Here is a 24,101-nt window from a genome sequence, read left to right as displayed (position 1 = left end):
GCGGAACGCGCCGCCGGATGACATCGGAGCGGGCCCCGCAGCCGCGGGGCCCGCTCCTCTCACAGCGTGGTTCGCGACAGGCGCGAAGCCGCTATGCGGCGCTGCGGGAGCGGCGGTACAGAACGGTTCCCGCACCGGCGAGGAGCAGACCCGCGCCCGCCGGGATCAGCAGGTCGAGCCCGCCTCCACCGGTCTGTGCGAGCTGCTCGCCGGGGTGGAGCTGGGCCACTGGAACGTTGGGCTCGGGCGGGCTGTTGACCGGCGGAGTGACGGGCGTACCGGGCGTGACCGGCACCTCCGGCACCTCGTGCGGCGGGCTGACCACGGGGTCGTTGGCGCAGCTGTTGCCGAAGGTGGGGTTGAGCAGCCCGCCGATGGTGATGCTGTTGCCGCAGGCGTTCACCGGGATGTCGATCGGCGCCGCGACGTTGTTGCCGGAGAGGATCCCGGGCGACCCCTGCGCCGTGCCCTCGGCCGAGGCACCGGGGGCACGATGCCTGCCGGTCCCGGACCCGGCCCCGCTGTTCCCGGCCTTCCCGGCGTCACCGCCCGGAGCCTGCGCGGTGGTACTGCCCGCGGCCGCGTGGTTGCCGGAGCTGCCGCTGCCGGCAGCGCCGGGACCCGACGCGCTCCCCGACGATCCGTTCTCGCAGTGGTTGCCGAACGTCGGGTTGAGCAGTCCGACGACGTCCACGGAGTTCCCGCACGCGTTGATCGGTACCTCGATCGGGATCTGGACCGAATTCCCGGACAGCACCCCCGGAGAATTCGACGCACCCCCGGCCGCCCCGGCGTCGGCGTGCGCGTAGCCACCGCTGAGCGCGAGCACTCCGCCCGCCGCCGCCATGGTGATCAGGCCTTTACGAGTGACCTGTCGCATAGGTTCGTTTCCTGCCTTCTGCCTTCCGAAATACCCCCGGACACGACCGCGCGAGGGCCGAATGCCGACCGGTCCCGGAGTGCATGGAACGCACTCCGGGACCGGCCTGGCTCAAACCCTTACGGGTTGACGCACAACGTCACGCGTTGACGCAGGTGTTGCCGAAGGAGGGGTTCAGCAGCCCGATCACGTTGACCGTGTTGCCGCACAGGTTGATCGGCACGTGGACGGGAACCTGGATGACGTTGCCCGAGAGCACGCCGGGGCTGCCGATGGCGGCACCCTGGGCACCCGCGTCGGCGGCGGCCATACCCGCACCCGCGAGCACGAGACCACCGGTAGCAGCCGCAACTGCGACGACCTTCTTGATCATTATTCCTCCTAGTTGGAAATGCGGTCCCAGCCGCGGACCGCATCACTTGTAACGAGGAGGGTTTAGCGGGGCTACGAGCGAATGAGCCGATTCACTCTTTCCGGTCACATACGCACAGGCGGTCGATTTACGCCTCGGGCTTCAGCAATTGTCGATGAACCGGTCGAGCACGCGCACGCCGAACTGCAGACCGTCGACCGGCACCCGCTCGTCCACGCCATGGAACATGCCGGCGAAGTCGAGCTCCGGCGGCAGCTTCAGCGGAGCGAAGCCGAAGCCCCGGATGCCCAGGTCGTCGAAGGACTTGGCGTCGGTACCGGCCGAGAGCATGTACGGCACGGCCCGCGCGATCGGGTCCTCGGCGACCAGCGCCGTCTGCATCGCGTCGACGAGGGCACCGTCGAAGGTGGTTTCCAGCGCCTTGTCCGAGTGCACGTCCTCGCGCCTCACCTTGGGGCCGAGGATCCGGTCCAGGTCGGCCAGGAACTCCTCCTCGTACCCCGGCAGGAACCGGCCGTCGACATGAGCGGTCGCCTGTCCCGGAATGACGTTGACCTTGTAGCCCGCACCGAGCTGGGTCGGGTTCGCGGTGTTCTGCAGCGAGGCGCCGATGAGCTTGGAGATACCGCCCAGCTTGGCGAGCGTCTCGTCCATGTTCTCGGGGTCGAGCTCGGTGCCCAGAGCGTCCGAGAGCTCATCGAGGAAGTGCCGCAGGGTCTTGGTCACCCGCACCGGGAACTTGTGCCGGCCCAGGCGCCCGACGGCCTCGGACAGCTCGGTGATGGCGTTGTCCTTGTGGATCATCGAGCCGTGCCCGGCGGTGCCGTCCACGGTCAGCTTCATCCAGTGCATGCCCTTCTGGGCCGTCTCCACCAGGTAGAGCCGCAGCTTCTCGTTGACGGTGAAGGAGAACCCGCCGACCTCGCTGATCGCCTCGTTGACGCCCTCGAACAGCCCGGGGTGGTTGTCCACCAGGTAACGGGCGCCGTAGGTGCCGCCCGCCTCCTCGTCCGCGACGAAGGCAAGCACGATGTCGCGCGGGGGCTTACGGCCGCTGCGCATACGGTCACGGACGACCGCGAGGGTCATGGCGTCCATGTCCTTCATGTCGACCGCGCCCCGGCCCCACACACAGCCGTCCGCGATCTCCCCGGAGAACGGGTCGTGCGTCCAGTCGGCCGCGTTGGCCGGGACGACGTCGGTGTGCCCGTGGATGAGCAGCGCGGGCCTGGACGGGTCCTCGCCCTCGATACGGGCCACGGTGGAGGCACGGCCCTTGTGCGACTCGAAGATCTTCGGTTCGAGCCCGACCTCGGCGAGCTTCTCCGCGACGTACTCGGCAGCGAGCCGCTCACCGGGGCCCGAGTGGTCTCCGTAGTTGCTGGTGTCGATCCGGATCAGCTCACGGCAGAGGTCCACGACCTCGTCCTCGCCGGATACGGTCCGGGCCACGTTGGTCTCGCTCACACTGCTTCCTTCCACTGTCGCTGTGGTGCTCCCCCTCATCCTCCCGCGCCCACCGCGCACACCCAAGGGCACCCACCCCTCGTCATGCGCCGTTCACGCGTACCGGGGCGTGATCGAGCACCCCCGATTGTTTGCTATGGTTTTCCACGTCGGAACGGGCACGGCCCGCGAGACAGACACCCGGTCCGGGTGGCGGAATGGCAGACGCGCTAGCTTGAGGTGCTAGTGCCCTTTATCGGGCGTGGGGGTTCAAGTCCCCCCTCGGACACCAGCAGAGACCCCACTTCACGTGGGGTTTTTCTGTTTCTCAGGCTGCGGCGTGACCAACCACGTGACCAACAGCCGAGCGAATCTCCTGGTCAGACCAGGAATGACAGGCCGAGTCGGCCCGCTCCGGAAGCGGCCAGCCGCCGCGCTCCATCCTTACGTGAGTGCCCGTACCGGGCCATGGTGTAGCCCGGCGAGTGGTGCCGGACGTTGGCGGAGACCTCGACGGGGTTCTCCCCGGCCTCCAGATCGTTCGTGACCTTGCTGTGCCGCCAGTCGTGGATGCGGAAGTCCTCGGGCAGGTGGAGCCGGGTGCGTAGGGTGCGCCACCGTGCCGACACCTTCTCGGGGTCCTGCGGTCCGCCCGCCTCACCCCGGTACAGCTTGAAGCCGTCACGGGCGAAGACGAGATCACTGTCCGCCCACGCGGAGCCGAGCCGTTCCCGCTCCGCGATCTGGCGTTCCCGCTGCCACTTCAGGACGTTCATCACGGACTGGTCCACGTAGATGACGGCGTTGTCGTCGCCGTCCTTGGTGAGCTTGCGCAGGCGGTAGGTGTTGCCCTCCTCGACCACGACCCAACCGAGTTCGATGGACCCCGCATCCCAGTTGATGAGGGACCACTTCATGCCGAGCGCCTCACTGCGGCGCACGCCGGTAGCGGCGTACACGGTCCACAGCGGGGCGTCCCGCAGACAGTGGTGGGTCAGGCCCCCGTCACAGGCCCGGTTGCCACACGGCTCCCACACCGTCCCCAGGAACCGGGTCGTCTGACCGTCGTCCAGCGTCGGATACCTCGACTCCTGCGCCCGGATCTGCCGGGCGGTGGGAGGGTGAGCCGTCGCGGCGGGGTTGACGGGTATCAGCTTGGGCACCGCCGCCCCCAACGCGCCGGACAGGATGTTGTGCACGTGGCGCACCGACTTGGCCCCGAGCGGCTTGCCCTTGTTGGTCGGGCACGGGGTCGTTTCCAGCAGCCGGTACAGGTCGTCAAGGGTGTCATCGGTGACCTCGCACAGCTTCACGCCGCCGATGTGCGGCTTGATGTGCAGGCGGATCTTCGTCTCGTATCCGGCCACGGTCGTTCCCTCCTTCCTGTGGTTGCTCAGCCACTTGTCCAGCCAGTCACCGAGTTTCATGTCCGAGCGGGCGGCGACTTTGCCTGCCTCGTAGTCGGTGATCCAGACCCGGAGTGCTCTCTCCGCCGCCGTCTTGTTCTTGTACTCCCGGCCTATCCAGTAGCGCTCCCGCTTCCCTGTCGCCTTGTTGAAGTGCAGGGGCGTACGTACACCCCAGGTGTTCGCTCTGCCTGTACGCGGGATCTCCACCGGAGTCCCGCCGAGCCCGTTGCCGCGCTTCGCCACTCGGCTGCTTCCCCACGCGTTTATGAGACGGTCTGGTCGTGCCGAAGAAGATCACCCCGGCCGAACAGGTCGAGCGTCACGACTGCCCCAAGTGCCAGGCCCCTGCCGGAAGCCCTTGCCGTACTGGTGCGGGCAAGGTGGCAGCCAGCTACCACACGGGGCGCTTCGCCCTCGTGCCCGCCTTGAAGGCGGAACTCACTGTGAAGACCCCGGCCGACCGCAACCCCGGCAAGCCGTGGACACAGGGCGATCCCCTGGCACAGGCACCCGAAGGGAAGCCAGGCGCAGGGATCCGGCTCGGCTATGCCCGGTGCTCCACGGTCGGGCAGGAACTCCAGTCCCAGTTGGACGCTCTTAACGGGGCGCAGTGCACTCGCGTGTTCTCCGAGAAGATCAGTACCCGCGTGAAGGAGCGGCCGGAGCTGGAGAAAGCTCTCACCCTGGCGCGGGAGATCAGGCAGGCCGCACCCGGACAAGCCGTCATCCTGACCGTGGTCGAGATGAAGCGGCTTGCCCGCAACGCGGCAGAGCTGATGTCCCTGTCCGCCACCCTCCAAGCGGACGGCATCCAACTGGAACTCCTCTCCGGCCCCCTCACGGGCGTGTACGACCCGAACGGGGCGGGAGCCATCGTCTTCGCCGTACTCGCTGTCAGCGCGGAAGTCGAGCGAGAGGGCATCCGGGAGAAGACGTTGGAAGGTCTTGATGCTGCGGCCCGCAAGGGCAACCACGGGGGACGCCCCACCGTTGTGGACGACGACAGGCTAGCCGTAGCCCGTGCCAGGCACGCCAAGGGAGAAAGCGTCACCGCCATCGCCAAGGCTCTGGGAATCTCCCGAGCCACCTTGTACCGGCACATCGGTGAGAGCGCCTGAGACAGGCGCACAGGGGCGCAGTCAGGCGCTCACCTCGGAGTGCACCGGGACGGGCGGGCGCACTCCGGTGAGCGCCTCTGCACGGGCCACGAGGTGGGGTGCAAGGTCGGGGTACCAGCCACGGGCTACGGCTTGCAGCATCTCGGCCAGGGCTGCCAGTTCCCCAATTCGGCCGGCGGGGGTGTCGAGGACCGGCGCGAACTCCTTGCGGATGCGGGCGGCTACGTCGGGAACAAGCAGGCTGTTGGCGTGGAGGAGTCCCGCGTCGTAGCCGAAGGGCACCCGTCCCCATCGCTCCCAGTCCAGCAGGCACAGGGGTGCGGCGGTGAGGTTGCCCCAGTGCAGGTCACCGTGACCGGTCACCCGCTCCACCTTCGCGGGGGCCGGGACGCCGAGGAACTGGGGGAAGGCCCGTTCGATCCAGCCGCCCCGGACGGTGACCTTCACCCCCTCCGCTTCAGCGAGCAAGGCAAGGGCTTGGCGAAGGTCCGACCACCACTCGTCAGGCAAGCCGGGGTCGTGGTCGATGTCGGCTCGGTCCGGGGACACGATGGGTTGCGTGACGTAGTCAAGGACTTCCGCCTCGAAAGCCCACTCCCCGTCAATCCAGTCGTGCACCTCGTACAGGCGCGGGCGCGGGACAGCGTCGGGCACGAGCAGGGAGGCCCCGAGGACACCCTCCCCCTGCTTCCTGCCCGCGTTGCGCTTCGCCGTCCGGCTCACCCGTAGCCACCAGTCCCCTGCTTGGCGTCCGAGGGTGACGCCGAGGAACCCCCACGCCAGCGGACCCGTGCAGGCGAGGCCCAGCGCCTTGGCCGCCCGGTCGTGGGCGGCCTCCATCAGGGCCTGCACGTCCTTATTCAGCGGCGAGTTCATCGGTCACCCTCCTCAGTTCCTGGGCTGTCAGCGGGGCAGCCAGAGCCTTTGCCGCATCGTCCCAGTGTTCGCGGGTGCTCGCGGAAGTGAGGACAACATCGAGGCCAGGGCACGAGCCAGCAGCCAGCAGGGCAGCGGCTGCGGGCGACAGGCCGGGGCGGATGAGGTTCACCAGTTCGGGTGTCATGGCATCGAGGAGTTCGCCACCGTGCAGGGGAGTGGAGCCGAACGTGATCAGCCCGGCGTCCTTCGCCTGCACGAGCGGCCCACCGCCGTTCAGGGACTGTGTGATCGGGTCATCCATGACCAGGCTCACGGGCATCTGCAAGCCCGTGAAGTGATACTCGGCGGAACCGGCCGCCTGCCGGGCGAGCGCGAGCATCTCGGGAACACTGAACGCTCCGGAGCGCAAGCCCGACCATGTGGCGACGCCGTACCCGCCGATCCTGCCCGCGTGGGCGAACTCCTCCAGCGCGGTGAAGGCTTCCCTCACACGCCAGTGCAGAGCGGCACGGTCAAGGCCGTGCCCGTGGTGCTCGGGGTTATGCACGAACACCAGGTCCACGCGGCCGAGCGCGGCCAACGAGTGCTCCGTCTGCCAGCGAACGAAGCCCCGTTCAAGGCTGTGCCTACCGGCCGTCTCATCCCGGGTCAGCACACCCTCAGCGAGGGCGGTGCGGCCCTGCTCCGCTGTGAAGAACCCCGCCTTCGTGGCTACCCGTACGGTCGGGTACTCCCCGAGAACCGGGCGCAACTCCTCATGAGCCCGGCCATGGGCGTAGTTCGGTGCCGTGTCCACCCAGGGGCTACCGGCAGCCAGGGCGGTGCGTGCTGCCTGACTGACGGCACGCACGCGGTATGTCCCCAGGGAGAGAGCGGCGGTCACAGCGCGGTCCCCACGACTGCGACGGCATGGCCTTCGACGAGGGCGGAGACCAGTTCGGCCACGTCCTTGACCTCCAGTCCGGCGGAGTCGGCGAGTTCGCCGAGCGTGGTCGGCTGGTTGGTGAGCAGCGTGCCGAGCGCGGGTGCTGCGGACTCGGCGAAGTCCCACGCCGTACCGGCCGCCGAGAAGGTGACCGTGCCCTCTGCGCGGTTCGGCGTCAGGCGGCCCCTCGGAGTCGTGAGCTTGACGGTGATCTCCCTCCGCGCGGGGAGCCCGTCCACGTACGGCAGGGAAGGAATCGCGTGGCCCTGGTCGGTCGTGTCGATCGACTCCGCCCACCGCTCCACGAGGCGGGGATCCGCCATCATGTCGGCCACCTCACGGCGTACGGCGTCGATGAAGTCCGACTGTTCCGCTGACGAGCCGAAGCGCGGAATGTCCCTGCGCAGCGCGAGGGACGCCCGAAGCTGATCCACGACCCAGAGCATCAGGTCAGCGCCCGTGTGCGGGACCATGCCGAACGTGAGGTGAAGGGATTCTGTCCCCTGGTCAGCGGTGACCGCGTGCCACCAACCGCGCGGCAGGTAGAGCACGTCACCCGGGGACAGAACGAGGTCAGCCACCGGGTCGCCCTCCGGCTCCTCCGGCGACTCCACGTCCCGAAAGGTGGGCGCCTCACGGGTCGTCCCCCACAGGCGCCACCGCTTCGAGCCGTGCAACTGGACCACGACGACATCATGGTCATCCCAGTGCCGGCCGAAGCCCTCCCGCTCGGTCCACGAGGCGTACACGTTGGCCTGCACGGAAGTCCCGAGGAAGCGCTCAAGCCCCTCCGCAGCCACCCCCACAGCGGGGTGGCTCTTCTCCACCGCGTCGAGGACCAGCGACGCCCCGTCCCTGAGCTGGGCGTGGAAGTCGGACGGCTGGATGCGGGACCAGGTGACCGCGCGGCGGTTCGTGGTGGGGATCGCATAGCGGTGCAGCGGGACCATCTCGCCGTCGACCGACAGGCGCAGCCGGGGCGGTTCCAGCCGTTGCGTGGCGATGATCCGGTTCAGGTCGTCCCAGGAGAACAGGCCCGCCGTGTCGGCGGCCCCGGGGAAGTGCGCGTAGGAGCGGTGGTACGTCTGGGCGAGGAACGTGTCCCCGCCCAGACGCCCCGCCCACGAGGCTGCATCAAGCAACGTGGGCGCTCCCGTCAGTCGTTGCCGTCGGAACGGCCACTGCTGACGTCAGACTCCTGCTCAGCGCGGGTGCGCGCGGCCACGATCTTCCGTTTCGCGACGAGCAGGCCACCCCCCTCGGGGGCCACCGAACCGGTGTTCTCTTCCACCATCGGACTACCTCTCTCTTCTCGGGGAACTCCCACCGGGAATCCGGCAGGAAGCAAAGGGGGACAGCGGCGAGCGCGGCCCCGCGTACCGGCCGAAGTGGCGCAACGCCCAGTCGGCAAGCCACGCATCACGTCGTCTTCGGCTCCACCGCCACGGGCCGGAGAGCATTGGTGGACAACGAGCTGCGGCCCGTGCACCGAGGGCACCCGCACGGCGGGTACTTGGTCGGCGAACCGAGGATCACCGCATTGCGCGGCTCCACTTGCACCTCACGCACCGGGCCGTACGTTCGGCCGCCGTCGTGTGAGACCCGCAGAGTCATACGCCCGGTCACAAGCGCACCTCACCGTCAGGGCCGAACGTCTGCCGGTAGTCGAGCAACCGGCCCACGCCGTCGCGGTCTCGCTTCTCGTTTCGCTCGGTCGCTGCCATGGAGGAAATCATTGGCCCAGAAAGCGGCGGCTGTGTAGTTCTTTCCCGTCATGGACTAAAGATCATGAACGGCAGGCAGTAGACCATGACATCAAAAGAGCCCTTGCTTCCTCATCGAAAAGTGCATAGCCCTCCAACGTGGAGAACAAGTCCAGATGCATTTCGATGTCTCTCGGGTCTCTCAGGATCACGACACCGGTCGTGTTCTCCACGGTGGCCAGCCTGTTGTCATAGACGGTGAAGGTATCCATCGGAGCCATAGGCTTGTATCCCGCAATCGGGATCACCCCGAGCTTCACATTCGACAAGTGAGTGAGCGAGGCCAGCCGGTCAATCTGCATCGCCATTGCAGCCGGGGGCAGGAGTGGCCACCTGACAGCCTGCTCGGTGAGGATGAAGGTGAACCGCTTCGTCGTATCGTAAAGGACTTCCTGCCGCTCCAGCTTCCTCGCTACCGTCTTGGTGATGTCGGCCGGAGAATGGGCGAGGCTGGCCCGGATGTACTCAGGGGTGGACAGCAGGCCAGTAATCATGGACAGCAGAAAGAACCGGAACTCCGTACACGAGGATTCCAACGCGGCAAGCTCGGTCTGCTTCTTTTCCAGCCCTCTCCGGCGAAGCGAGCGAAGGTCTTGCCACTCGGTGTTAGCCAGTCTAGCGAGAGCAATCACCTCTTCGATGACCTCGGGCGGAGCAACGACAGCCCGGAGGATTCTCTCCAGGTCGAGCAGGCTCGGCAGGATTTTCCCATTCTCGATCCGGCTGATCTTCGATTGGGACATGTTGCAACGCCGAGCGAGCCGGTCCCCAGTGAGGCCGGCTCGCTTGCGCAGTTCTTTCAGCAGGGCTGCCAGTTCCTGTTTTGGCTGCCCCAACTGTTCAGGGTCGAACGTCACCCGCTCACGTACTCCAGGAATGGAACCGACTCGGCCACGGCGATCCGCTTCAACTGTCGGTACGGCTCCGGGTCACCTTCGTACAGTTCCCGATTGATCTGTGTTCCGTCCGCCCGGTAATTCATCAGAACTACCTTGGACTCATCGAACATCCAAAAGTCCTGATCCGGCAGTCCGGGATTCTCACGGTCGGTGAGATCGAGGATACGGATATCCTCGCCCGCCTTGACGTGATGCCGGTAGTAATACTCGAACTCGAACCGCAGGTAATCCGAAAGCGGGCGCGTCACGACATGCACCCGGCCAACGCTCTTTCCTTCCGAGGCCCATTGCCGGACCTCGTCCATCCACGCCGAGGTGTAATCATCCGGCGACTTCTCCCCGGCGAGAAAGCGCTTCAACTTCTCCGCTTCCTGGGGCATGGTGTAGACGGGCAGCGTCTCCAGCCGCCACGCCTCCCGCTCCATGGAATCGAAGCAGTCATTCCACGCGTCACCATCCAAGTGCACGGAACGCCTCCCTGAGAACCGCCTCCGGGATTTCCACGAGCCCTTCCCCAGCAGGCGGGGTGAAGGCGGCGGACACGTCGCCCTGCACCACGAGCGATCCGGTAGCCGTGCGGTACACGTTCGGACAGTCCTTCTCTCCGCACTCGCCGTTGCCGTTGCCCGTGAGCCGGGTGAGTGCCGAACGTTCGGCCATGCCAAACCCCCTTGCTCTGGCCCCGTTTGGGCCGCCTGGCCAACGACAGTAGAGGGGGTGGCGCTACGCGTCTATGCGTGAACGCGACTATGCGTGTCCTTGCATAAACAGGTCCCCGACCGCGCCAGCCCACCCCGGTACGCGGTCACGTACGCGACGGTGCAGACTGGGCGTAGCCCCGTGGCGCCGTCCGGGAAGCCTGACCAGGGACGGACGCCTCGGAGGAGGGTTGGTCACATGACCAACGCGTGACCAACAGGGGCCCGAGAGGGCCTGAAACAGCAGGAAAGAACAGGAGAAGCGCCCGCCGAAATGAAGCCTGTCAGCGGGCGTTTCCCCAGGTCAGATCGGTTGTGGGCTGGTGCCCGAGTGGAGAGTTCAAGTCCCCCCTCGGACACAGAGCAGTACAGCGGAGCGGCCTTCATCGTGATCACGGTGAAGGCCGCTTCGCTGTGTCCGGGCGCGTCGGCCGGCCGGTCGGGCCGCGTCCGGTCAGCGGAACAGGTGGGCGGGGACGAGTCGTTGGGTGCGCAGTGCGTCGCGGACCAGGGTGGCGTATTCCGTCGCGCCGCGTAGTGAGGTGTGCGTGTTGTCCCGCTTCTCCTCGGTGAGGTAGAGCGCCTTGGAGGCGGCGGGGCCCAGGTCCTCGACCCGGCGTTCGGTCAGGGTGGTGAGGTCGATGAGCGGTACGTCGCGGGTGGCGGACAGGTCCCTCATCCGGGCCGGCAGGTCGACGCCGAGGTCGTTGACCAGGAGTGCGGTGTCGTGGTTCAGGGTGGCGTCCGGGTTGAACCGGCGGCGGACGACCGGGGTGACCAGGACCGGGCGTCCGCCCCGGGCGCGGATCTCGTCGATCATGGTGGTGAGGTGGGCGCGGTAGTCGTCCTCGGTCGTCCGTCTGTCGTTGTGCGCGAGCTGGATCAGGACCGTGTCGCCCCGGCCGATCAGCGTGCGCACCGCCGGGAAGAGCCTCGGGTGGTCGAGGTAGGTCCGCGAACTCTCTCCGGAGTCCGCGTAGTTGGCCACGGAAATCCCGGCACGGAAGTAATGCGGGAGTTGTTGGCCCCACCCCGCGTAGGGGGCCGCGGGCCGGTCGCTGACGGTCGAGTCGCCGATCAGCAGGAGCTGCGGGGTACGGGAGGCCGGGGCGATGCGCAGGCCCGTGAGCAGGGGCGCGGCGCCCGAGAACGTGAGGTCGAGGCCCCGGGCGCCGGGGCGGCCGGTGGGTTCGCCCTCGGGGTCCCGGACCTGGACGGTGAAGCTGCGGAACTCGGGGCGGCCCGCGGCTGTCACCGTCTCGGCGAGGACGGTCCGGCGCGTTTCGGCGCTCACCCGCGTACGGCCTTCGGTGGCGCCGCCGAGGAGGGCGGTGACCCGGTAGGTGCCGGGGGCGAGGTCGAAGTGGCAGACGAGGGGCGCCGTGCCCGTGCAGTGGGCGGGGGCGCCGGGCGAAGATGCCGCGTACGCGGGGGCGGCCTGCGCGCCGAGGGCCGCCAGGGCGGACAGGGCGGCCGTCAGTGCCTGGGCGGGGCGGCGCAGGTCAGGCATGGCGGGGCTCCTTCGAAGCAGGATCACCGAATCCTTGATCGGCCCCTGTGCTCCACGGCCTCCGGCGGCAGGCCGGGACCTGTTCGCCGAAATCGACTCCGGTACACAAGAATGTCCGATGACGCGGGCCCCCGCACCTCGCCCGCCGGGAGGACCACCGCATGACCCGTACCGCCGCCGACCGCCCCCACCGCATCTCCGGCCCCTTCGGGACCGGCCGGTGAGGGGGCGCGGGAGGCCGCCTGCCGCGCCGCTGCCCCAGCGGGACGGGGTCGATGCCGTACGGGTGCGGCTGCCGGAGGACACCGAGGGCGCCTGGGCCACCGTCCGGGATCATCTGATGGCGAGGTTCGCGGGGGCGGTCGGAGCGCCGCGTGTGGCCGCGATGCTCGACGAGGGCAGGTTCGTCGGCGCGGACGGCGGTGCGGTGCGTGGCGACGAGCCGTACACGGCCGGGCGCTTTCTCTGGTTCCACCGGGACTTCGCCCCGGAGGAGCCGGTGCCGTTCCCGGTCGGCGTCGTGTACCGCGACGCGCATCTCGTCATCGCCGACAAGCCGCACTTCCTGGCCACGACCCCGCGCGGCCGGCACATCACCGAGACCGCGGTGGCACGGCTGCGTCGCGATCTCGGACTGCCGGGGTTGCAGCCGGCCCACCGGCTGGACCGGCTGACCGCGGGGCTGGTGCTCTTCGTCGTACGGCCCGAGGAGCGGGGCGCGTACCAGACGCTGTTCCGGGACCGGCTCGTCCGCAAGGAGTACGAGGCGGTCGCCCCGTACGATCCGTCCCTCGCCCTCCCCCGCACCGTACGCAGCCGGATCGTCAAGGAGCGTGGTGTGCTCGCCGCGCGGGAGGAGCCGGGCGAGGCGAACAGCGAGAGCCGGATCGAGCTGCTGGAGCATCGGGGTGGGCTGGGCCGCTACCGGCTGCTGCCCGCCACCGGGCGGACGCATCAGCTGCGGGTCCATATGAACAGCCTGGGCCTGCCGCTCGTACACGATCCGCTCTACCCGGTGGTGGAGCCGGACGGAGCGCCGGACGACTGGGCGCGCCCACTCCAACTGCTCGCCGCCAGGCTGGAGTTCACCGATCCGGTCACGGGGGAGCCGCGCCGCTTCGAGAGCGGGCTGCGGCTCTCCGCGTGGCCGGAAGGGAGAACGGCGAAATGAACGGCGGGGTCAGTGGCCGCGGGCGATCCACTCGTCCAGGTGCGGGGCCTCCGCGCCGATGGTGGTGGAATCGCCGTGTCCGGTACGGACGGTGGTCGCCTCCGGCAGGGTGAACAGCCGGTCCCTGATGGAGTCGACGATCGTCGGGAAGTGCGAGAAGGACCGGCCGGTGGCGCCCGGTCCGCCCTGGAAGAGCGTGTCGCCGGTGAAGACGGTGGCCAGCCCGGGGGCGTACAGGCAGACGGCGCCCGGGGCGTGCCCCGGGGTGTGCAGCACCGTCACGACCGTCCCGGCGATCTCCAGCTCCTGGCCGTCGGCCAGTTCACCGTCGGGCGCGCGGTCCGGGTGCGTCTGCTTCCACAGCGGCAGATCGTCCGGGTGCAGCAGGATCGGTGCGCCGGTGGCGGCGGCGAGGGCCGGGGCCGCGTCGATGTGGTCGTTGTGCGCGTGCGTGCAGATGATGGCGCGCAGCGTACGGCCGCCGAGCGCGGCGCGGATGGCGTCGGCGTCGTGGGCGGCGTCGATGACGACCGCCTCGGAGTCGTCGCCGACGATCCAGACGTTGTTGTCGACGTCCCACTCCCCGCCGTCGAGGGCGAAGGTGCCGGAGGTGACGAGGTGGTCGATGCGGGCGGCCATCAGAAGACCACCACCGAGCGCAGGACGTCGCCGTCGTGCATCCGGGCGAACGCCTGCTCGATGTCGCCGAGCCCGATGGTCTCGGTGACGAAGGCGCCGAGGTCGATACGGCCCTGCTGGTGCAGGTCGATCAGCATCGGGAAGTCGCGCGAGGGCAGACAGTCGCCGTACCAGGAGGACTTGAGGGAGCCGCCACGGCCGAACACGTCGATGAGCGGCAGTTCGAGCTGCATCTCCGGGGTCGGAACGCCGACCAGGACGACGGTGCCGGCCAGATCGCGGGCGTAGAAAGCCTGCTTGTACGTCTCCGGGCGGCCGACCGCCTCGATGACGACGTCCGCGCCGTTGCCACCGGTCAGGGCGCGGATCGCCTCGACCGGGTCGGTGGAGCGGGAGTTGACGGTGTGCGTGGCACCCATCCTCTTCGCCGTCTCCAGCTTCCGGTCGTCGATGTCGACGGCGATGATCTTCGCCGCGCCCGCCAGCCGGGCACCGGCGATGGCGGCGTCACCGACGCCGCCGCAGCCGATGACGGCGACCGAGTCGCCGCGGCCGACCTCGCCGGTGTTGATGGCCGCGCCGATGCCCGCCATGACGCCGCAGCCGAGGAGTCCGGCGACGGCCGGGGAGACCTCGGGGTCGACCTTGGTGCACTGGCCCGCGGCGACCAGCGTCTTCTCGGCGAACGCGCCGATGCCGAGCGCGGGCGACAGTTCCGTACCGTCCAGCAGTGTCATCCTCTGCTTGGCGTTGTGGGTGTCGAAGCAGTACCAGGGGCGGCCGCGCAGACAGGCGCGGCACTGCCCGCACACCGCACGCCAGTTGAGGATGACGAAGTCGCCCGGCGCGACGTCCGTGACGCCGTCGCCGACGGATTCCACGATGCCCGCGGCCTCGTGGCCCAGCAGGAACGGGAAGTCGTCGTTGATGCCGCCCTGCTTGTAGTGCAGGTCGGTGTGGCAGACGCCGCATGCCTGGATCTTCACGACGGCCTCACCGGGACCGGGGTCCGGGATCACGATCGTCTCGACCCGTACCGGCTCGTTCTTCCCCGGTGCGATGACCCCTTGCACCTGCTGCGGCATATCGTGGTCTCCCTGTTTCTGAGCTTTTGTCATGATCGAACGCCGACGACAACGGTACGCCTCATGAGGTGCCACGCGGTTCCCCGCGGCGGCGGGGACCGCCCGGCGGGGACCGGGGCGATGCCGCTTCGTACGAGCGGGCACGCTACGGCGCGAGGACGTCCAGTTCGTGGAGGGCGCCGACCGCGATCTCCTTGGTGAGGCGTTCGGCCCCTTCCTCGTCCCTCTCGCGGACCGCCTCGGCGAGCCGGACGTGGAGGGTGACCGCGGCCGGGTCGGGATCCTCGAACATCACCTGGTGGTGCGTGCGGCCCGCGAGGACCTCGGCGACCACGTCCCCGAGGCGCGCGAACATCTCGTTGCCGGAGGCGTTGAGGATGATCCGGTGGAACGCGGTGTCGTGTTCCAGATAGCCCTCCAATTGCTGGCCGCGCGAGGTGGCGATCATGCCCAGGGCGCGTTCGGTGAGCTGCGCGCACTGCTGGGGGGTGGCGTTGCGGGCCGCGAGGCGGGCCGCGACCGGTTCGATCGCCGAGCGCAGAACGGTCAGCGAGCGGAGCTGTCGCGGGCGGTCGCTGCCGGCCAGCCGCCAGCGGATGACCTGCGGGTCGTAGACGTTCCACGCCTCGGCCGGCCGCACGGTCACGCCGACCCGGCGCCGGGACTCGACCAGGTGCATGGACTCCAGGACGCGGACCACCTCCCGTACGACCGTACGGGAGACGTCGAAGCGCTGGGCCAGCTCGTCGCTGCGCAGCACCCGGCCCGGCGGGCACTGGCCGGAGGCGATCTCCAGACCCAGGGTGTCCAGCACATGTGTATGCAGCCCCTGGCTCTGTGTGGTCATGGGGCAAGCCTACGGGGCACCCCTCGGGAACAAAAAGTACGACGTTTGTGTCACAGCCACTTGAATAAGTCGTACCTAATGGGTTTCAGTAGCGCGACGGACCGATGTCGAAGAAGACAGCGAGGCACCAATGAGCACCCCCCACGTCGTCGTGGTGATGGGCGTAGCAGGAACCGGCAAGACCACGATCGGTCCCCTGCTCGCCGCCGAACTCGGCGTTCCGTACGCCGAGGGAGACGACTTCCATCCCGCGGCGAACATCGCCAAGATGTCGGCCGGCACCCCGCTGGACGACACGGACCGCTGGCCCTGGCTGGACGCGATCGGCCAGTGGGCGCACGGCCGGGCCGGTCTCGGCGGCGTCGTCAGCAGTTCGGCGCTCAAGCGGGTCTACCGCGACCGGCTGCGGGCCGAGGCCCCTGGTGCCGTCTTCCTTCATCTGACCGGCGACCGGACCCTGATCGAGGAGCGCATGGCGGACCGCAAGGGCCACTTCATGCCGACCGCGCTGCTCGATTCGCAGTTCGCCACCCTGCAGCCGCTCCAGGCCGATGAGGCCGGCGTGGCGGTCGATGTGTCCGGCACCCCCGAGGAAATCACCCAGCGAGCCGTCGCCGCGTTGCGCCGGCTCGACACTTAAGGATCATCACCGTGACCAGTCTCAGCGTCGAGATGCTGGCAGCGGACGCCGTCGAACCGATCACTTCGGCCGGCAACGCGCAGTTGGGCATCGCCGTTCTGGCGGGCATCGCCGTCATCGTTCTGCTCATCACCAAGTTCAAGATGCACGCGTTCCTTGCGCTGACCATCGGGTCGCTGGCGCTCGGCTCGTTCGCGGGTGCCGCACCGGCCAAGACGATCACCAGCTTCACCGCCGGTCTCGGCTCGACCGTCGCGGGCGTCGGCGTCCTCATCGCGCTCGGCGCCATCCTGGGCAAGCTGCTCGCCGATTCCGGCGGCGCGGACCAGATCGTCGACACGATCCTCGCGAAGGCGAGCAGGCGGGCCATGCCGTGGGCGATGGTCCTGATCGCCTCGATCATCGGCCTGCCGCTGTTCTTCGAGGTCGGGATCGTGCTGATGATCCCGGTGGTGCTGCTGGTCGCCAAGCGCGGCAACTACTCCCTGATGCGGATCGGCATCCCGGCGCTGGCCGGTCTCTCCGTGATGCACGGACTGATCCCGCCGCACCCCGGCCCGCTCGTCGCGATCGACGCCCTCGGCGCCAACCTCGGTGTCACGCTGGCCCTGGGCGTGCTGGTCGCGATCCCGACGGTGATCATCGCGGGTCCGCTCTTCTCCCGTTACGCCGCCCGCTGGGTGGACATCAAGGCGCCGGAGAAGATGATTCCGCAGCGCCCGTCCGAGGAACTGGACCGTCGTCCCAGCTTCGGCGCCACCCTGGCGACCATTCTGCTTCCGGTCGTCCTGATGCTGGTCAAGGCACTTGTCGACATCGTCGTGGACAACCCGGAGAACAGCGTCCAGCGGGTCACCGATGTGATCGGCTCGCCGCTGATCGCCCTGCTCGCCGCTGTCATCGTCGGCATGTTCACGCTGGGCCGGGCGGCCGGGTTCACCAGGGGCCGGCTCTCCAGCACCGTCGAGAAGTCCCTCGCGCCGATCGCCGGTGTGCTGCTGATCGTGGGTGCGGGCGGCGGCTTCAAGCAGACCCTCATCGACGCCGGTGTGGGCCAGATGATCCTGGAGTTCTCCGAGAACTGGTCGATCCCCGCGCTGCTGCTCGGCTGGCTGATCGCCGTCGGCATCCGGCTCGCGACGGGTTCGGCGACCGTCGCCACCATCTCGGCGGCCGGTCTGGTCGCCCCGCTGGCGGCCGACATGTCCACCTCGCAGGCGGCGCTGCTGGTTCTCGCCGTCGGCGCGGGCTCGCTCTTCTTCAGCCATGTCAACGACGCCGGGTTCTGGCTGGTGAAGGAGTACTTCGGCATGGACGTCGGCCAGACCGTCAAGACCTGGTCGGTGATGGAGACGATCATCTCCGTCGTCTCACTGGCCTTCATCCTGCTGCTGTCGCTGATTCTCTAGCGGGCAGCCGCCCGCACGGTCCTCCCCCCACGGCTCGCGGGACCGTGCCCCATGGCGCTCGTCGGCCCGGTGCGCATGCCACGGCATGCCTCCGGGCCGACGGGCGCCATGGCCATGTGCCGGCCAGGGCACGATCCCGAGCGCGGGCGCCGGCCGGTGCCGGTGCGACGCTCAACGCCGGGCGGAGGTGTCCCCGGCCGCCTTCTCCAGTTGGAACGCCTCGTTGCCGAGCCCGATCCTGGCGTGCACCTCCGGTTTGGTGGAGCGCAGCACCGCCCCGTACACCAGGCCGCCGACGAGTGCGGTGACGATCACGCCGGGCAGCAGCCAGTTGAGCACCGAGCCGGGACCCGAGCCGACGAGGACGCCGAAGTCCCTGACGGTGAAGACGGCGATGGCCAGCAGGGCGACACCGGCGAGAGCGGACGCGACGAGGCGCGGGGCCTGTGCACGGCCCGCGCCGCGGCGTACGAAGAAGGCGATGACGGCGAACGAGGCGGTGGCCATCAGCACGATGACGCCGAGCGCCCCGACGTTGCCCATCCAGGTGAACAGGTGCAGGACGGGCGCGGTGGGGTCACCGATCGGGTTGTCGTCGGTGAGCGCGAAGGCCAGCACGATCACGGCGGAGACGACGGACTGGAGCAGCGATCCGGTCGCGGGGGCGCCGCTCGCCTTGTTGGTGCGGCCGAACCCGGCGGGCAGCAGGCCCTCGCGGCCCATCGCGAAGGCGTAGCGGGCGACGACGTTGTGGAAGCTCAGCAGCGCGGCGAACATGCCGGTCACGAAGAGGACGTGCAGTACGTCGGTGAAGGTGGTGCCGAGCCGCTCCTCGGTGAGGCCGAAGAGCATGCCGGGGCCCTCCTTGAGGGAGGTGTCCGCGATGAAACCGGGTCCGGCGGCGACGGTCACGGCCCAGGAGCTGACGGCGAGGAACAGCGCCGCGTAGCCGACGGCCAGGAACATCACCCGGGACACGACGATCTGCGGGCGGCTGGTCTCCTCCGCGTACACCGGGGCCTGCTCGAAGCCGACGAACGCGGCGATGCAGAAGCACAGGGCGGTGCCGAGTCCGGCGCCGGTGAGGGTCTCCGGGTTGAAGGCGTGCAGGGACAGGCCCTCGGGGCCGGGCTTGCTGACGGCCGCGATGTCGAAGATCACGACGAGGGCGCATTCCACGACCAGCAGTACGCCGAGCACCTTGGCGTTGAGGTCGATCTTCAGCCATCCCAGGGCGCCGACGATCGCCACCGCGACGAGGGCCGGTATCCACCAGTGCAGATCGATGTCGAGGTACGTGGAGAAGAGGCCGGAGACCTCGAAGCCGAGGATGCCGTAGATGCCGACCTGCATCGCGCTGTACGCGACCAGCGCGACGAGCGAGGCGCCCGCGCCGGCCGTCGGGCCGAGCCCGCGGGCGATGTAGGCGTAGAAGGCTCCGGCGTTGTGGACGTGCCGGCTCATCTCGGCGTAACCGACGCTGAACAGCATCAGGACGATGCCGAGGATCACATAGAGCAGGGGCTGTCCGACGATGCCCATCACGCCGAAGACCGTGGGCATCACCCCGGCGACGACCATCAGCGGGGCGCTGGCGGCGAGCACCGAGAGCAGCAGGCCCGGGGTGCCGAGCCGGTTCGCCCGCAGGGCGCGTTCCTCACCCTTGTACGTGTTGATCCCGCCGGTATCGCCGGTCACCTTCGTGGTACCGGTATCGCTCGAATATGAACTGCCCGTCGACATCGCGGGGTTGGTCCCTTCTGTGGTGACGTCCTGTGTGGTGACGTCCGTGCGGTGGTGTCCGTGTGGCGTGTCCGAGTGCTGGGTGCGAGTGCTGGGTGTGAGTGCTGGGTGTGAGTGCTGGGTTTTCAGGGGGTGCCGAGCGCGAAGCGTCGCGCGGTGAGGAAGGCGGGGTACGGTTCGCGGCCGGAGTACGCCCAGGGGGCGGGTGTGGCGTGCGGGCCGATGCGGTGGAAGAGGGCGGCGGCCTCGGCGGGGCGGCCCTCGCAGAACTTGGCGTGCGCCAGGAAGTTGAGGTCGGCGCGGTGGCGTGGGTGGTCCTCGCGCTCCCACTCCAGCCACCAGTCGAACGCGGCTTTCATGACCTGGCGGGCTCGCCGCCCGGCCCAGTGCCCGGAGGCCGCCGGGTCGTCGGACTCGGTGCCCGCGGCGACGAGGACGCGGTAGCGCTCGGCGTGGGCGATGACCGGGAGCACGGCGAGCGGGGAGTCCGCGGGGGCCTGTTCGGCGGCCCAGGAGGCGAAGTCATAGACCTCGTGGAGCGGGTCCTGGCCGCTGTCGGGGCGGCTCTCGGCCAGATGGGCCGCCATCAGGTGGTGCGCGTGGTGGTGTTCGGGGTGCCGGGAACGTATCTCCTCGAAGAGCCTGCCGGTCTCCGCGCTGTCGCCGCCGACGGCACGGTCCAGCAGGAGCAGGCCGAGCCAGGGGGTCGGGTCGGCGGGGGCGCGCCCGGCGGCGGCCAGGCAGGCTTCGCGGGCCAGGGGCACGGCGTCGGCGGCGGCCTTGGGGCGCCGGGCGCGGGCGACGGCGGCGCAGCCGAGGAGCGTGGCGGCATCGGCGCTGTCGGGTTCGGCAAGCAGCCAGTCGCGGGCCCATTCGACGGCGGACCCCGTCTCGGCGAGGGCGAGGACCCGATGGCCGCGGCGGTCCCAGTCGGTGGTGGTGGCGACGAGCAGCGCGCGGGCCACGGTCCACCTGCCCTGGGTGAACTGGTTGCGGGCGTCGATGAGTTCGCTGTCGCCCAGGGCCGGGTCGAAGAAATGGTCCGAGCGGCCGCCCCTTTTGCGGGGGCGGCCCAGGGGCGGCGGAGGCGGGGACATCCGCAAGCTTCTTTCGACGCGGTGTGCGAGCAAATGATCGCGCACAGCCAAGCGGCAGGCGCGGCTCCGAGTAAAGGGCAGCCCTCCGCCAACTCCTCTCGGCTTCCCTATAGTTGGCCGGAATGAGACCACATTCGGCGGATGTTCGCGCAGCGTGCTTCCGTCGGCCGGTACGGGCGCCGGGCGGCCCCCGGGCGCCGACCGTTGCGTGCCAGACTGGCGTCATGGAGAACCGTGAACCCCTCAAACCCTTCCTTCTGGGCTTTCCCGGCCCGCTGCGCGACACGTTGGTCGCGGCCGTGCTCCGCGGCGAGAAGGTGTCCACCTCCGGGCTGCTGGCCGAATACGAGGCGGAGAAGGAGGAACTGCCGCCGGTGGGCGAGCGGTCCGCGCTGATCGACTCGCAGGGCCGGGAGGTCGCCGTGGTCGAGGTGACCGGGGTACGGGTACTGCCGCTCGGCGGGATCGGACTCCAGCACGCGCTCGACGAGGGCGAGGGCTACGCGTCGGTGGCCGAGTGGCGGGTGGAGCACGAGCGGTTCTGGCACAGCGCGGAGATGCGGGAGGCCCTGGGGGACCCGGAGTTCACCGTTGACGACGACACGATGATCGTGGCCGAGCGGTTCCGGGTGGTGGAGCTGCTGCCCGGGTGAACCGCGTGGTGGAGCCTCTGCCCGGGTGAGCCCGCCCCGGCAGCATCTCCTCATCCCCATCCCCTCGGTCGCCGGAGAAGGTCCGGATGACGGGAACGGCCCTCCCCGAACCCCCTCGGCCAACGGCCTGCCCGACCGCCTCAGCCGACCGCCTCCGCGGCCGCCCGGCCCGCCGCGCGGCCCGAGAAGATGCAGCCGCCGAGGAACGTCCCCTCCAGCGACCGGTAGCCGTGCACCCCGCCGCCGCCGAAGCCCGCCGCCTCCCCCGCCGCGTACAACCCGGGCAGCGGGTTGCCGTCCGCGGCGAGCACCCGTGAGGAGAGATCCGTCTCCAGGCCGCCCAGGGATTTACGGGTGAGGATGTTGAGGCGCACCGCGATCAGCGGGCCCGCCTTCGGGTCGAGGATGCGGTGCGGCTTCGCCGTACGGATCAGCCGGTCGCCCAGGTAGGCGCGGGCCCCGTGGATGGCCGTGACCTGAAGGTCCTTGGTGAAGGGGTTGGCGATCTCGCGGTCGCGTGCGGTGATCTCGTGGCGCAGGTCGTCCTCGTCGATCAGGGTGTCGCCGGTGAGCGCGTTCATGCCGCGGACGAGGGCGCCGAGGTCGTTCTCGACGACGAAGTCCACGCCGTTGTCCATGAACGCCTTGACCGGTGCGGGCACATCGGCGCGGGCCCGGCCGATCACATCGCGTACCGACTTGCCGGTGAGGTCCGGGTTCTGCTCGGAGCCGGAGAGCGCGAACTCCTTGCCGATGATCCGCTGGTCCAGGACGAACCAGGTGTACCCGTATCCGGACTTCATGATGTGTTCGAGGGTGCCGAGCGTGTCGAAGCCGGGGAAGAGCGGCACGGGCAGCCGCTTGCCGCGGGCGTCCAGCCAGAGGGAGGAGGGGCCGGGCAGGATCCGGATGCCGTGCTTGGCCCAGATCGGGTTCCAGTTCTCGATGCCCTCGGTGTAGTGCCACATCCGGTCGCGGTTGATGTGGTGGGCGCCCGCTTCCTCGGCGATGCCCAGCATCAGCCCGTCGACGTGGGCGGGCACCCCGGAGAGCATCTTCTCGGGCGGGGTGCCGAGCCGCGCCGGCCACTGGGACCGTACGAGGTCGTGGTTGCCGCCGATGCCGCCGGAGGTGACGATCACCGCCTGGGCCTTCAGCTCGAACGCGCCGCCGACCTCGCGGCTGCTCGCGGTGCCGCGCCCGGCGCCGCTCGGCTCCAGGATCTCGCCGGTGACCGTGTCGAGGGCCCCCGCCGAGCGGCCGAGGCCGGTGACCCGGTGGCGGAACCTCAGCTGGACGAGGCCCTTGGCGACGCCCTCGCGCACCCGGCGCTCGAAGGGGGCGACGACGCCGGGGCCGGTGCCCCAGGTGATGTGGAAGCGGGGGACCGAGTTGCCGTGGCCGGTGGCGTCGTAGCCGCCCCGTTCGGCCCAGCCGACGACCGGGAAGATCCGCAGCCCCTGCTCGTACAGCCAGGACCGCTTCTCACCGGCGGCGAAATCGACGTACGCCTCGGCCCACTTGCGCGGCCAGTGGTCCTCCTTGCGGTCGAAGCCCGCCGTGCCGTACCAGTCCTGGAGGGCCAGCTCGCGGCTGTCCTTGACCCGCAGCCGGCGCTGTTCGGGCGAGTCGACGAGGAACAGGCCGCCGAAGGACCAGTGCGCCTGGCCGCCGATGGACTGCTCGGGCTCCTGGTCGAGCACGATCACCGAACGGCCGGCGTCGACCAGCTCGGCGGTGGCCACGAGACCCGCGAGGCCGGCCCCGATCACGATGACATCAGCGTCGTACGCCATGGGTTCCATCCTTGTCGGGGGCGGTGCGGGGGCGGGACGGGGGGCAGCGCAGGGAGCCGGGCAGGGACCCGGGGCCGTGCGCGAAGTTACCCGTGCGTTAGATCTTCGGTACCGGCCGCTGCGGCGTCAACCGCCCGGTCGGCCGCATTCTCACCGCCCCTGTACGGCGCAGGGACTATCGTCGAACCACATCACTCCCTCCCGGCCTGACTTGAGGAAGAGATCGTGTCGGTGCTGGTCCTGGTCCTCTCCGTGAGCGCCGCCTGCTGTCTGGGCTTCGGCTTCGTCCTTCAGCAGGCTGCCGCCCGGCGTGCCCCGATGAGCGACTTCCTCTCCCCCAGGCTGCTGCTCGACCTGATGCGGGTGAAGAGCTGGCTGGCCGGGCTCGGGCTGATGGTCTGCGGGATGGTGCTGGGCGCGCTGGCTCTGGGCCGGGGTGAGGTATCGGTCGTGGAGCCGCTCCTGGCGACCAATCTGCTCTTCGCCATGGCCCTGTCCCGGCACCGCACCAAGCAGCCGCTGGGCCGGCAGGGCTGGGGCGGGCTCTGGCTGCTGGCGGGCGGTGTCACGGCGTTCCTGCTGGCGGGCGAGCCCCGCGGCGGCGAGCCGGTGACCGACCCCGTGCGCCACTGGCTGGTGATCGGCGTGGTGGTGGGCCTCGCCGTGCTGCTGACGGCCGCCGCGAGGCACTCCCGGATCGGGGCGGCCCCCGCGCTCCTCGCGGTGGCGGCCGGGCTGCTGTACGGACTCCAGGACGCCCTGACCCGGGCGAGCGGCAAGCTGCTGACCGGGGGCGGCTGGGAGGCGCTGCTGACGGCCTGGCAGCCGTACGGCGTCATCGTCCTGGGCGTGACCGGGCTGATCCTGGTCCAGAGCGCCTTCGAGACGGGGCCGCTGCGGATGTCGCTGCCCGCGCTGACGGCCGCGCAGCCGCTGGCCGGGATCGCCTGCGGGATCGGCTTCCTCGGCGACCGGGTGCGTACCGACACTGGTGCGCTGGCCTGGGAGGCGGCGGGGCTGGCGGCGATCGTCACCGGGATCGTGCTGCTCGGGCTGCATCCCGCGATGCCGGCGGGGCCGGTGACCGGGCGGCGGACGGAGCGTCTCCAGCCCCGCTGAAC

The 24,101-nt window shown here is 69.6% G+C and carries 24 protein-coding genes and 1 tRNA gene; 7 read left to right on the top strand and 18 right to left on the bottom strand.

Annotated elements, in window-relative coordinates:
• Positions 1-91 precede the first annotated feature (91 nt).
• The 3 genes from OG413_RS46940 to OG413_RS24035 all read right to left on the bottom strand — a co-directional run bounded on the left by OG413_RS46940 (position 92) and on the right by OG413_RS24035 (position 2,720).
• Positions 92-880 (bottom strand): chaplin, encoded by a 789-nt coding sequence (locus OG413_RS46940; protein ID WP_323137890.1) that lies wholly within the window; start codon positions 878-880, stop codon positions 92-94.
• Positions 881-1,019: 139 nt separating this feature from the next.
• Complete coding sequence (locus OG413_RS24040; RefSeq protein ID WP_073729137.1) at positions 1,020-1,253, bottom strand: chaplin; 234 nt, start codon at positions 1,251-1,253, stop codon at positions 1,020-1,022.
• 141 nt (positions 1,254-1,394) lie between these two features.
• Positions 1,395-2,720: a M20/M25/M40 family metallo-hydrolase gene (locus OG413_RS24035; RefSeq protein ID WP_266808662.1), complete on the bottom strand. Its 1,326-nt coding sequence runs from the start codon at positions 2,718-2,720 to the stop codon at positions 1,395-1,397.
• Positions 2,721-2,903: 183 nt separating this feature from the next.
• On the opposite strand from OG413_RS24035, the gene OG413_RS24030 reads away from it, so the two are divergent.
• Positions 2,904-2,991, top strand: a tRNA-Leu gene (locus tag OG413_RS24030).
• Between the two features lie 88 nt (positions 2,992-3,079).
• Here the strand turns inward: OG413_RS24030 and OG413_RS24025 are convergent.
• Positions 3,080-4,351 (bottom strand): tyrosine-type recombinase/integrase, encoded by a 1,272-nt coding sequence (locus OG413_RS24025; RefSeq protein WP_266808660.1) that lies wholly within the window; start codon positions 4,349-4,351, stop codon positions 3,080-3,082.
• A gap of 38 nt (positions 4,352-4,389) precedes the next feature.
• Here OG413_RS24025 and OG413_RS24020 point away from each other — a divergent pair, with 38 nt between their 5' ends.
• Positions 4,390-5,226 carry a recombinase family protein gene (locus OG413_RS24020; protein WP_266808658.1) on the top strand — a complete coding sequence of 279 codons (837 nt, stop codon included), beginning with the start codon at positions 4,390-4,392 and terminating at the stop codon, positions 5,224-5,226.
• A 21-nt stretch (positions 5,227-5,247) separates the two neighbouring features.
• Here the strand turns inward: OG413_RS24020 and OG413_RS24015 are convergent, their stop codons facing one another.
• The 8 genes from OG413_RS24015 to OG413_RS23980 form a co-directional block, all read right to left on the bottom strand.
• Entirely contained in the window at positions 5,248-6,102 is an 855-nt protein-coding gene (locus tag OG413_RS24015; protein ID WP_266808656.1) for a hypothetical protein, read from the bottom strand.
• Entirely contained in the window at positions 6,083-6,955 is an 873-nt protein-coding gene (locus tag OG413_RS24010) for an aldo/keto reductase (protein ID WP_266808654.1), read from the bottom strand. Before OG413_RS24010 ends, OG413_RS24015 begins: the two co-directional genes overlap by 20 nt.
• Positions 6,956-6,984: 29 nt before the next feature.
• Positions 6,985-8,172: a cupin domain-containing protein gene (locus OG413_RS24005; protein WP_266808652.1), complete on the bottom strand. Its 1,188-nt coding sequence runs from the start codon at positions 8,170-8,172 to the stop codon at positions 6,985-6,987.
• A gap of 14 nt (positions 8,173-8,186) precedes the next feature.
• Positions 8,187-8,324: a hypothetical protein gene (locus OG413_RS24000; protein ID WP_169435287.1), complete on the bottom strand. Its 138-nt coding sequence runs from the start codon at positions 8,322-8,324 to the stop codon at positions 8,187-8,189.
• 492 nt (positions 8,325-8,816) lie between these two features.
• Positions 8,817-9,650 (bottom strand): helix-turn-helix transcriptional regulator, encoded by an 834-nt coding sequence (locus OG413_RS23995; RefSeq protein ID WP_266808650.1) that lies wholly within the window; start codon positions 9,648-9,650, stop codon positions 8,817-8,819.
• A complete protein-coding gene (locus OG413_RS23990) occupies positions 9,647-10,159 on the bottom strand; it encodes a DUF6879 family protein (RefSeq protein ID WP_266808648.1) in 513 nt (170 codons plus the stop codon). The genes OG413_RS23995 and OG413_RS23990 overlap by 4 nt, the downstream gene beginning before the upstream one ends.
• Positions 10,143-10,352, bottom strand: a complete 210-nt coding sequence (locus OG413_RS23985; RefSeq protein WP_266808646.1) for a hypothetical protein — start codon at positions 10,350-10,352, stop codon at positions 10,143-10,145. Before OG413_RS23985 ends, OG413_RS23990 begins: the two co-directional genes overlap by 17 nt.
• A gap of 492 nt (positions 10,353-10,844) precedes the next feature.
• Positions 10,845-11,891 carry a rhamnogalacturonan acetylesterase gene (locus OG413_RS23980; RefSeq protein WP_266810332.1) on the bottom strand — a complete coding sequence of 349 codons (1,047 nt, stop codon included), beginning with the start codon at positions 11,889-11,891 and terminating at the stop codon, positions 10,845-10,847.
• A 229-nt stretch (positions 11,892-12,120) separates the two neighbouring features.
• Between OG413_RS23980 and OG413_RS23975 the strand changes: the two genes are divergently transcribed.
• The gene (locus OG413_RS23975) at positions 12,121-13,071 is read left to right on the top strand and encodes an RluA family pseudouridine synthase (RefSeq protein WP_266808644.1); all 951 of its coding nucleotides are present in this window, start codon (positions 12,121-12,123) and stop codon (positions 13,069-13,071) included.
• Between the two features lie 9 nt (positions 13,072-13,080).
• Here the strand turns inward: OG413_RS23975 and OG413_RS23970 are convergent, their stop codons facing one another.
• The 3 genes from OG413_RS23970 to OG413_RS23960 all read right to left on the bottom strand — a co-directional run bounded on the left by OG413_RS23970 (position 13,081) and on the right by OG413_RS23960 (position 15,642).
• Positions 13,081-13,710: an MBL fold metallo-hydrolase gene (locus tag OG413_RS23970; protein WP_266808642.1), complete on the bottom strand. Its 630-nt coding sequence runs from the start codon at positions 13,708-13,710 to the stop codon at positions 13,081-13,083.
• Complete coding sequence (locus OG413_RS23965) at positions 13,710-14,795, bottom strand: S-(hydroxymethyl)mycothiol dehydrogenase (protein ID WP_266808640.1); 1,086 nt, start codon at positions 14,793-14,795, stop codon at positions 13,710-13,712. Before OG413_RS23965 ends, OG413_RS23970 begins: the two co-directional genes overlap by 1 nt.
• Before the next feature lie 145 nt (positions 14,796-14,940).
• A complete protein-coding gene (locus tag OG413_RS23960; protein ID WP_266808638.1) occupies positions 14,941-15,642 on the bottom strand; it encodes a FadR/GntR family transcriptional regulator in 702 nt (233 codons plus the stop codon).
• Positions 15,643-15,772: 130 nt separating this feature from the next.
• Between OG413_RS23960 and OG413_RS23955 the strand changes: the two genes are divergently transcribed.
• Complete coding sequence (locus OG413_RS23955; RefSeq protein WP_266808636.1) at positions 15,773-16,282, top strand: gluconokinase; 510 nt, start codon at positions 15,773-15,775, stop codon at positions 16,280-16,282.
• A gap of 11 nt (positions 16,283-16,293) precedes the next feature.
• The gene (locus tag OG413_RS23950; protein WP_266808634.1) at positions 16,294-17,691 is read left to right on the top strand and encodes a GntP family permease; all 1,398 of its coding nucleotides are present in this window, start codon (positions 16,294-16,296) and stop codon (positions 17,689-17,691) included.
• 171 nt (positions 17,692-17,862) lie between these two features.
• Here OG413_RS23950 and OG413_RS23945 read toward each other — a convergent pair whose 3' ends face one another.
• Together OG413_RS23945 and OG413_RS23940 are read right to left on the bottom strand one after the other, a co-directional pair.
• Positions 17,863-19,434: an APC family permease gene (locus tag OG413_RS23945; protein WP_266808632.1), complete on the bottom strand. Its 1,572-nt coding sequence runs from the start codon at positions 19,432-19,434 to the stop codon at positions 17,863-17,865.
• 125 nt (positions 19,435-19,559) lie between these two features.
• A complete protein-coding gene (locus OG413_RS23940; RefSeq protein ID WP_266808630.1) occupies positions 19,560-20,531 on the bottom strand; it encodes a hypothetical protein in 972 nt (323 codons plus the stop codon).
• A gap of 224 nt (positions 20,532-20,755) precedes the next feature.
• On the opposite strand from OG413_RS23940, the gene OG413_RS23935 reads away from it, so the two are divergent.
• Positions 20,756-21,184 carry an ASCH domain-containing protein gene (locus OG413_RS23935; protein ID WP_266808628.1) on the top strand — a complete coding sequence of 143 codons (429 nt, stop codon included), beginning with the start codon at positions 20,756-20,758 and terminating at the stop codon, positions 21,182-21,184.
• A gap of 140 nt (positions 21,185-21,324) precedes the next feature.
• On the opposite strand, the gene OG413_RS23930 is transcribed toward OG413_RS23935, so the two are convergent.
• Positions 21,325-22,980, bottom strand: a complete 1,656-nt coding sequence (locus OG413_RS23930; protein WP_266808626.1) for an FAD-binding dehydrogenase — start codon at positions 22,978-22,980, stop codon at positions 21,325-21,327.
• A gap of 225 nt (positions 22,981-23,205) precedes the next feature.
• On the opposite strand from OG413_RS23930, the gene OG413_RS23925 reads away from it, so the two are divergent.
• Positions 23,206-24,099, top strand: a complete 894-nt coding sequence (locus tag OG413_RS23925) for a DMT family transporter (RefSeq protein WP_266808624.1) — start codon at positions 23,206-23,208, stop codon at positions 24,097-24,099.
• Positions 24,100-24,101: the final 2 nt, after the last annotated feature.

Origin of the sequence: Streptomyces sp. NBC_01433 (assembly GCF_026340105.1) — a bacterium.
Classification (GTDB): domain Bacteria; phylum Actinomycetota; class Actinomycetes; order Streptomycetales; family Streptomycetaceae; genus Streptomyces.
The sequence above is the reverse complement of the archived record's forward strand: the minus strand, read 5'-3'. Positions and strand labels throughout refer to the sequence as shown.

Bases quoted from the DNA above. Each gene is read 5' to 3' on its own strand.
- OG413_RS46940 (WP_323137890.1), bottom strand. From the start codon at position 880: ATGCGACAGGTCACTCGTAAAGGCCTGATCACCATGGCGGCGGCGGGC.
- OG413_RS24040 (WP_073729137.1), bottom strand. From the start codon at position 1,253: ATGATCAAGAAGGTCGTCGCAGTTGCGGCTGCTACCGGTGGTCTCGTG.
- OG413_RS24015 (WP_266808656.1), bottom strand. From the start codon at position 6,102: ATGAACTCGCCGCTGAATAAGGACGTGCAGGCCCTGATGGAGGCCGCC.
- OG413_RS24000 (WP_169435287.1), bottom strand. From the start codon at position 8,324: ATGGTGGAAGAGAACACCGGTTCGGTGGCCCCCGAGGGGGGTGGCCTG.
- OG413_RS23985 (WP_266808646.1), bottom strand. From the start codon at position 10,352: ATGGCCGAACGTTCGGCACTCACCCGGCTCACGGGCAACGGCAACGGC.
- OG413_RS23970 (WP_266808642.1), bottom strand. From the start codon at position 13,710: ATGGCCGCCCGCATCGACCACCTCGTCACCTCCGGCACCTTCGCCCTC.
- OG413_RS23965 (WP_266808640.1), bottom strand. From the start codon at position 14,795: ATGCCGCAGCAGGTGCAAGGGGTCATCGCACCGGGGAAGAACGAGCCG.
- OG413_RS23960 (WP_266808638.1), bottom strand. From the start codon at position 15,642: ATGACCACACAGAGCCAGGGGCTGCATACACATGTGCTGGACACCCTG.
- OG413_RS23955 (WP_266808636.1), top strand. From the start codon at position 15,773: ATGAGCACCCCCCACGTCGTCGTGGTGATGGGCGTAGCAGGAACCGGC.
- OG413_RS23945 (WP_266808632.1), bottom strand. From the start codon at position 19,434: ATGTCGACGGGCAGTTCATATTCGAGCGATACCGGTACCACGAAGGTG.
- OG413_RS23940 (WP_266808630.1), bottom strand. From the start codon at position 20,531: ATGTCCCCGCCTCCGCCGCCCCTGGGCCGCCCCCGCAAAAGGGGCGGC.
- OG413_RS23935 (WP_266808628.1), top strand. From the start codon at position 20,756: ATGGAGAACCGTGAACCCCTCAAACCCTTCCTTCTGGGCTTTCCCGGC.
- OG413_RS23930 (WP_266808626.1), bottom strand. From the start codon at position 22,980: ATGGCGTACGACGCTGATGTCATCGTGATCGGGGCCGGCCTCGCGGGT.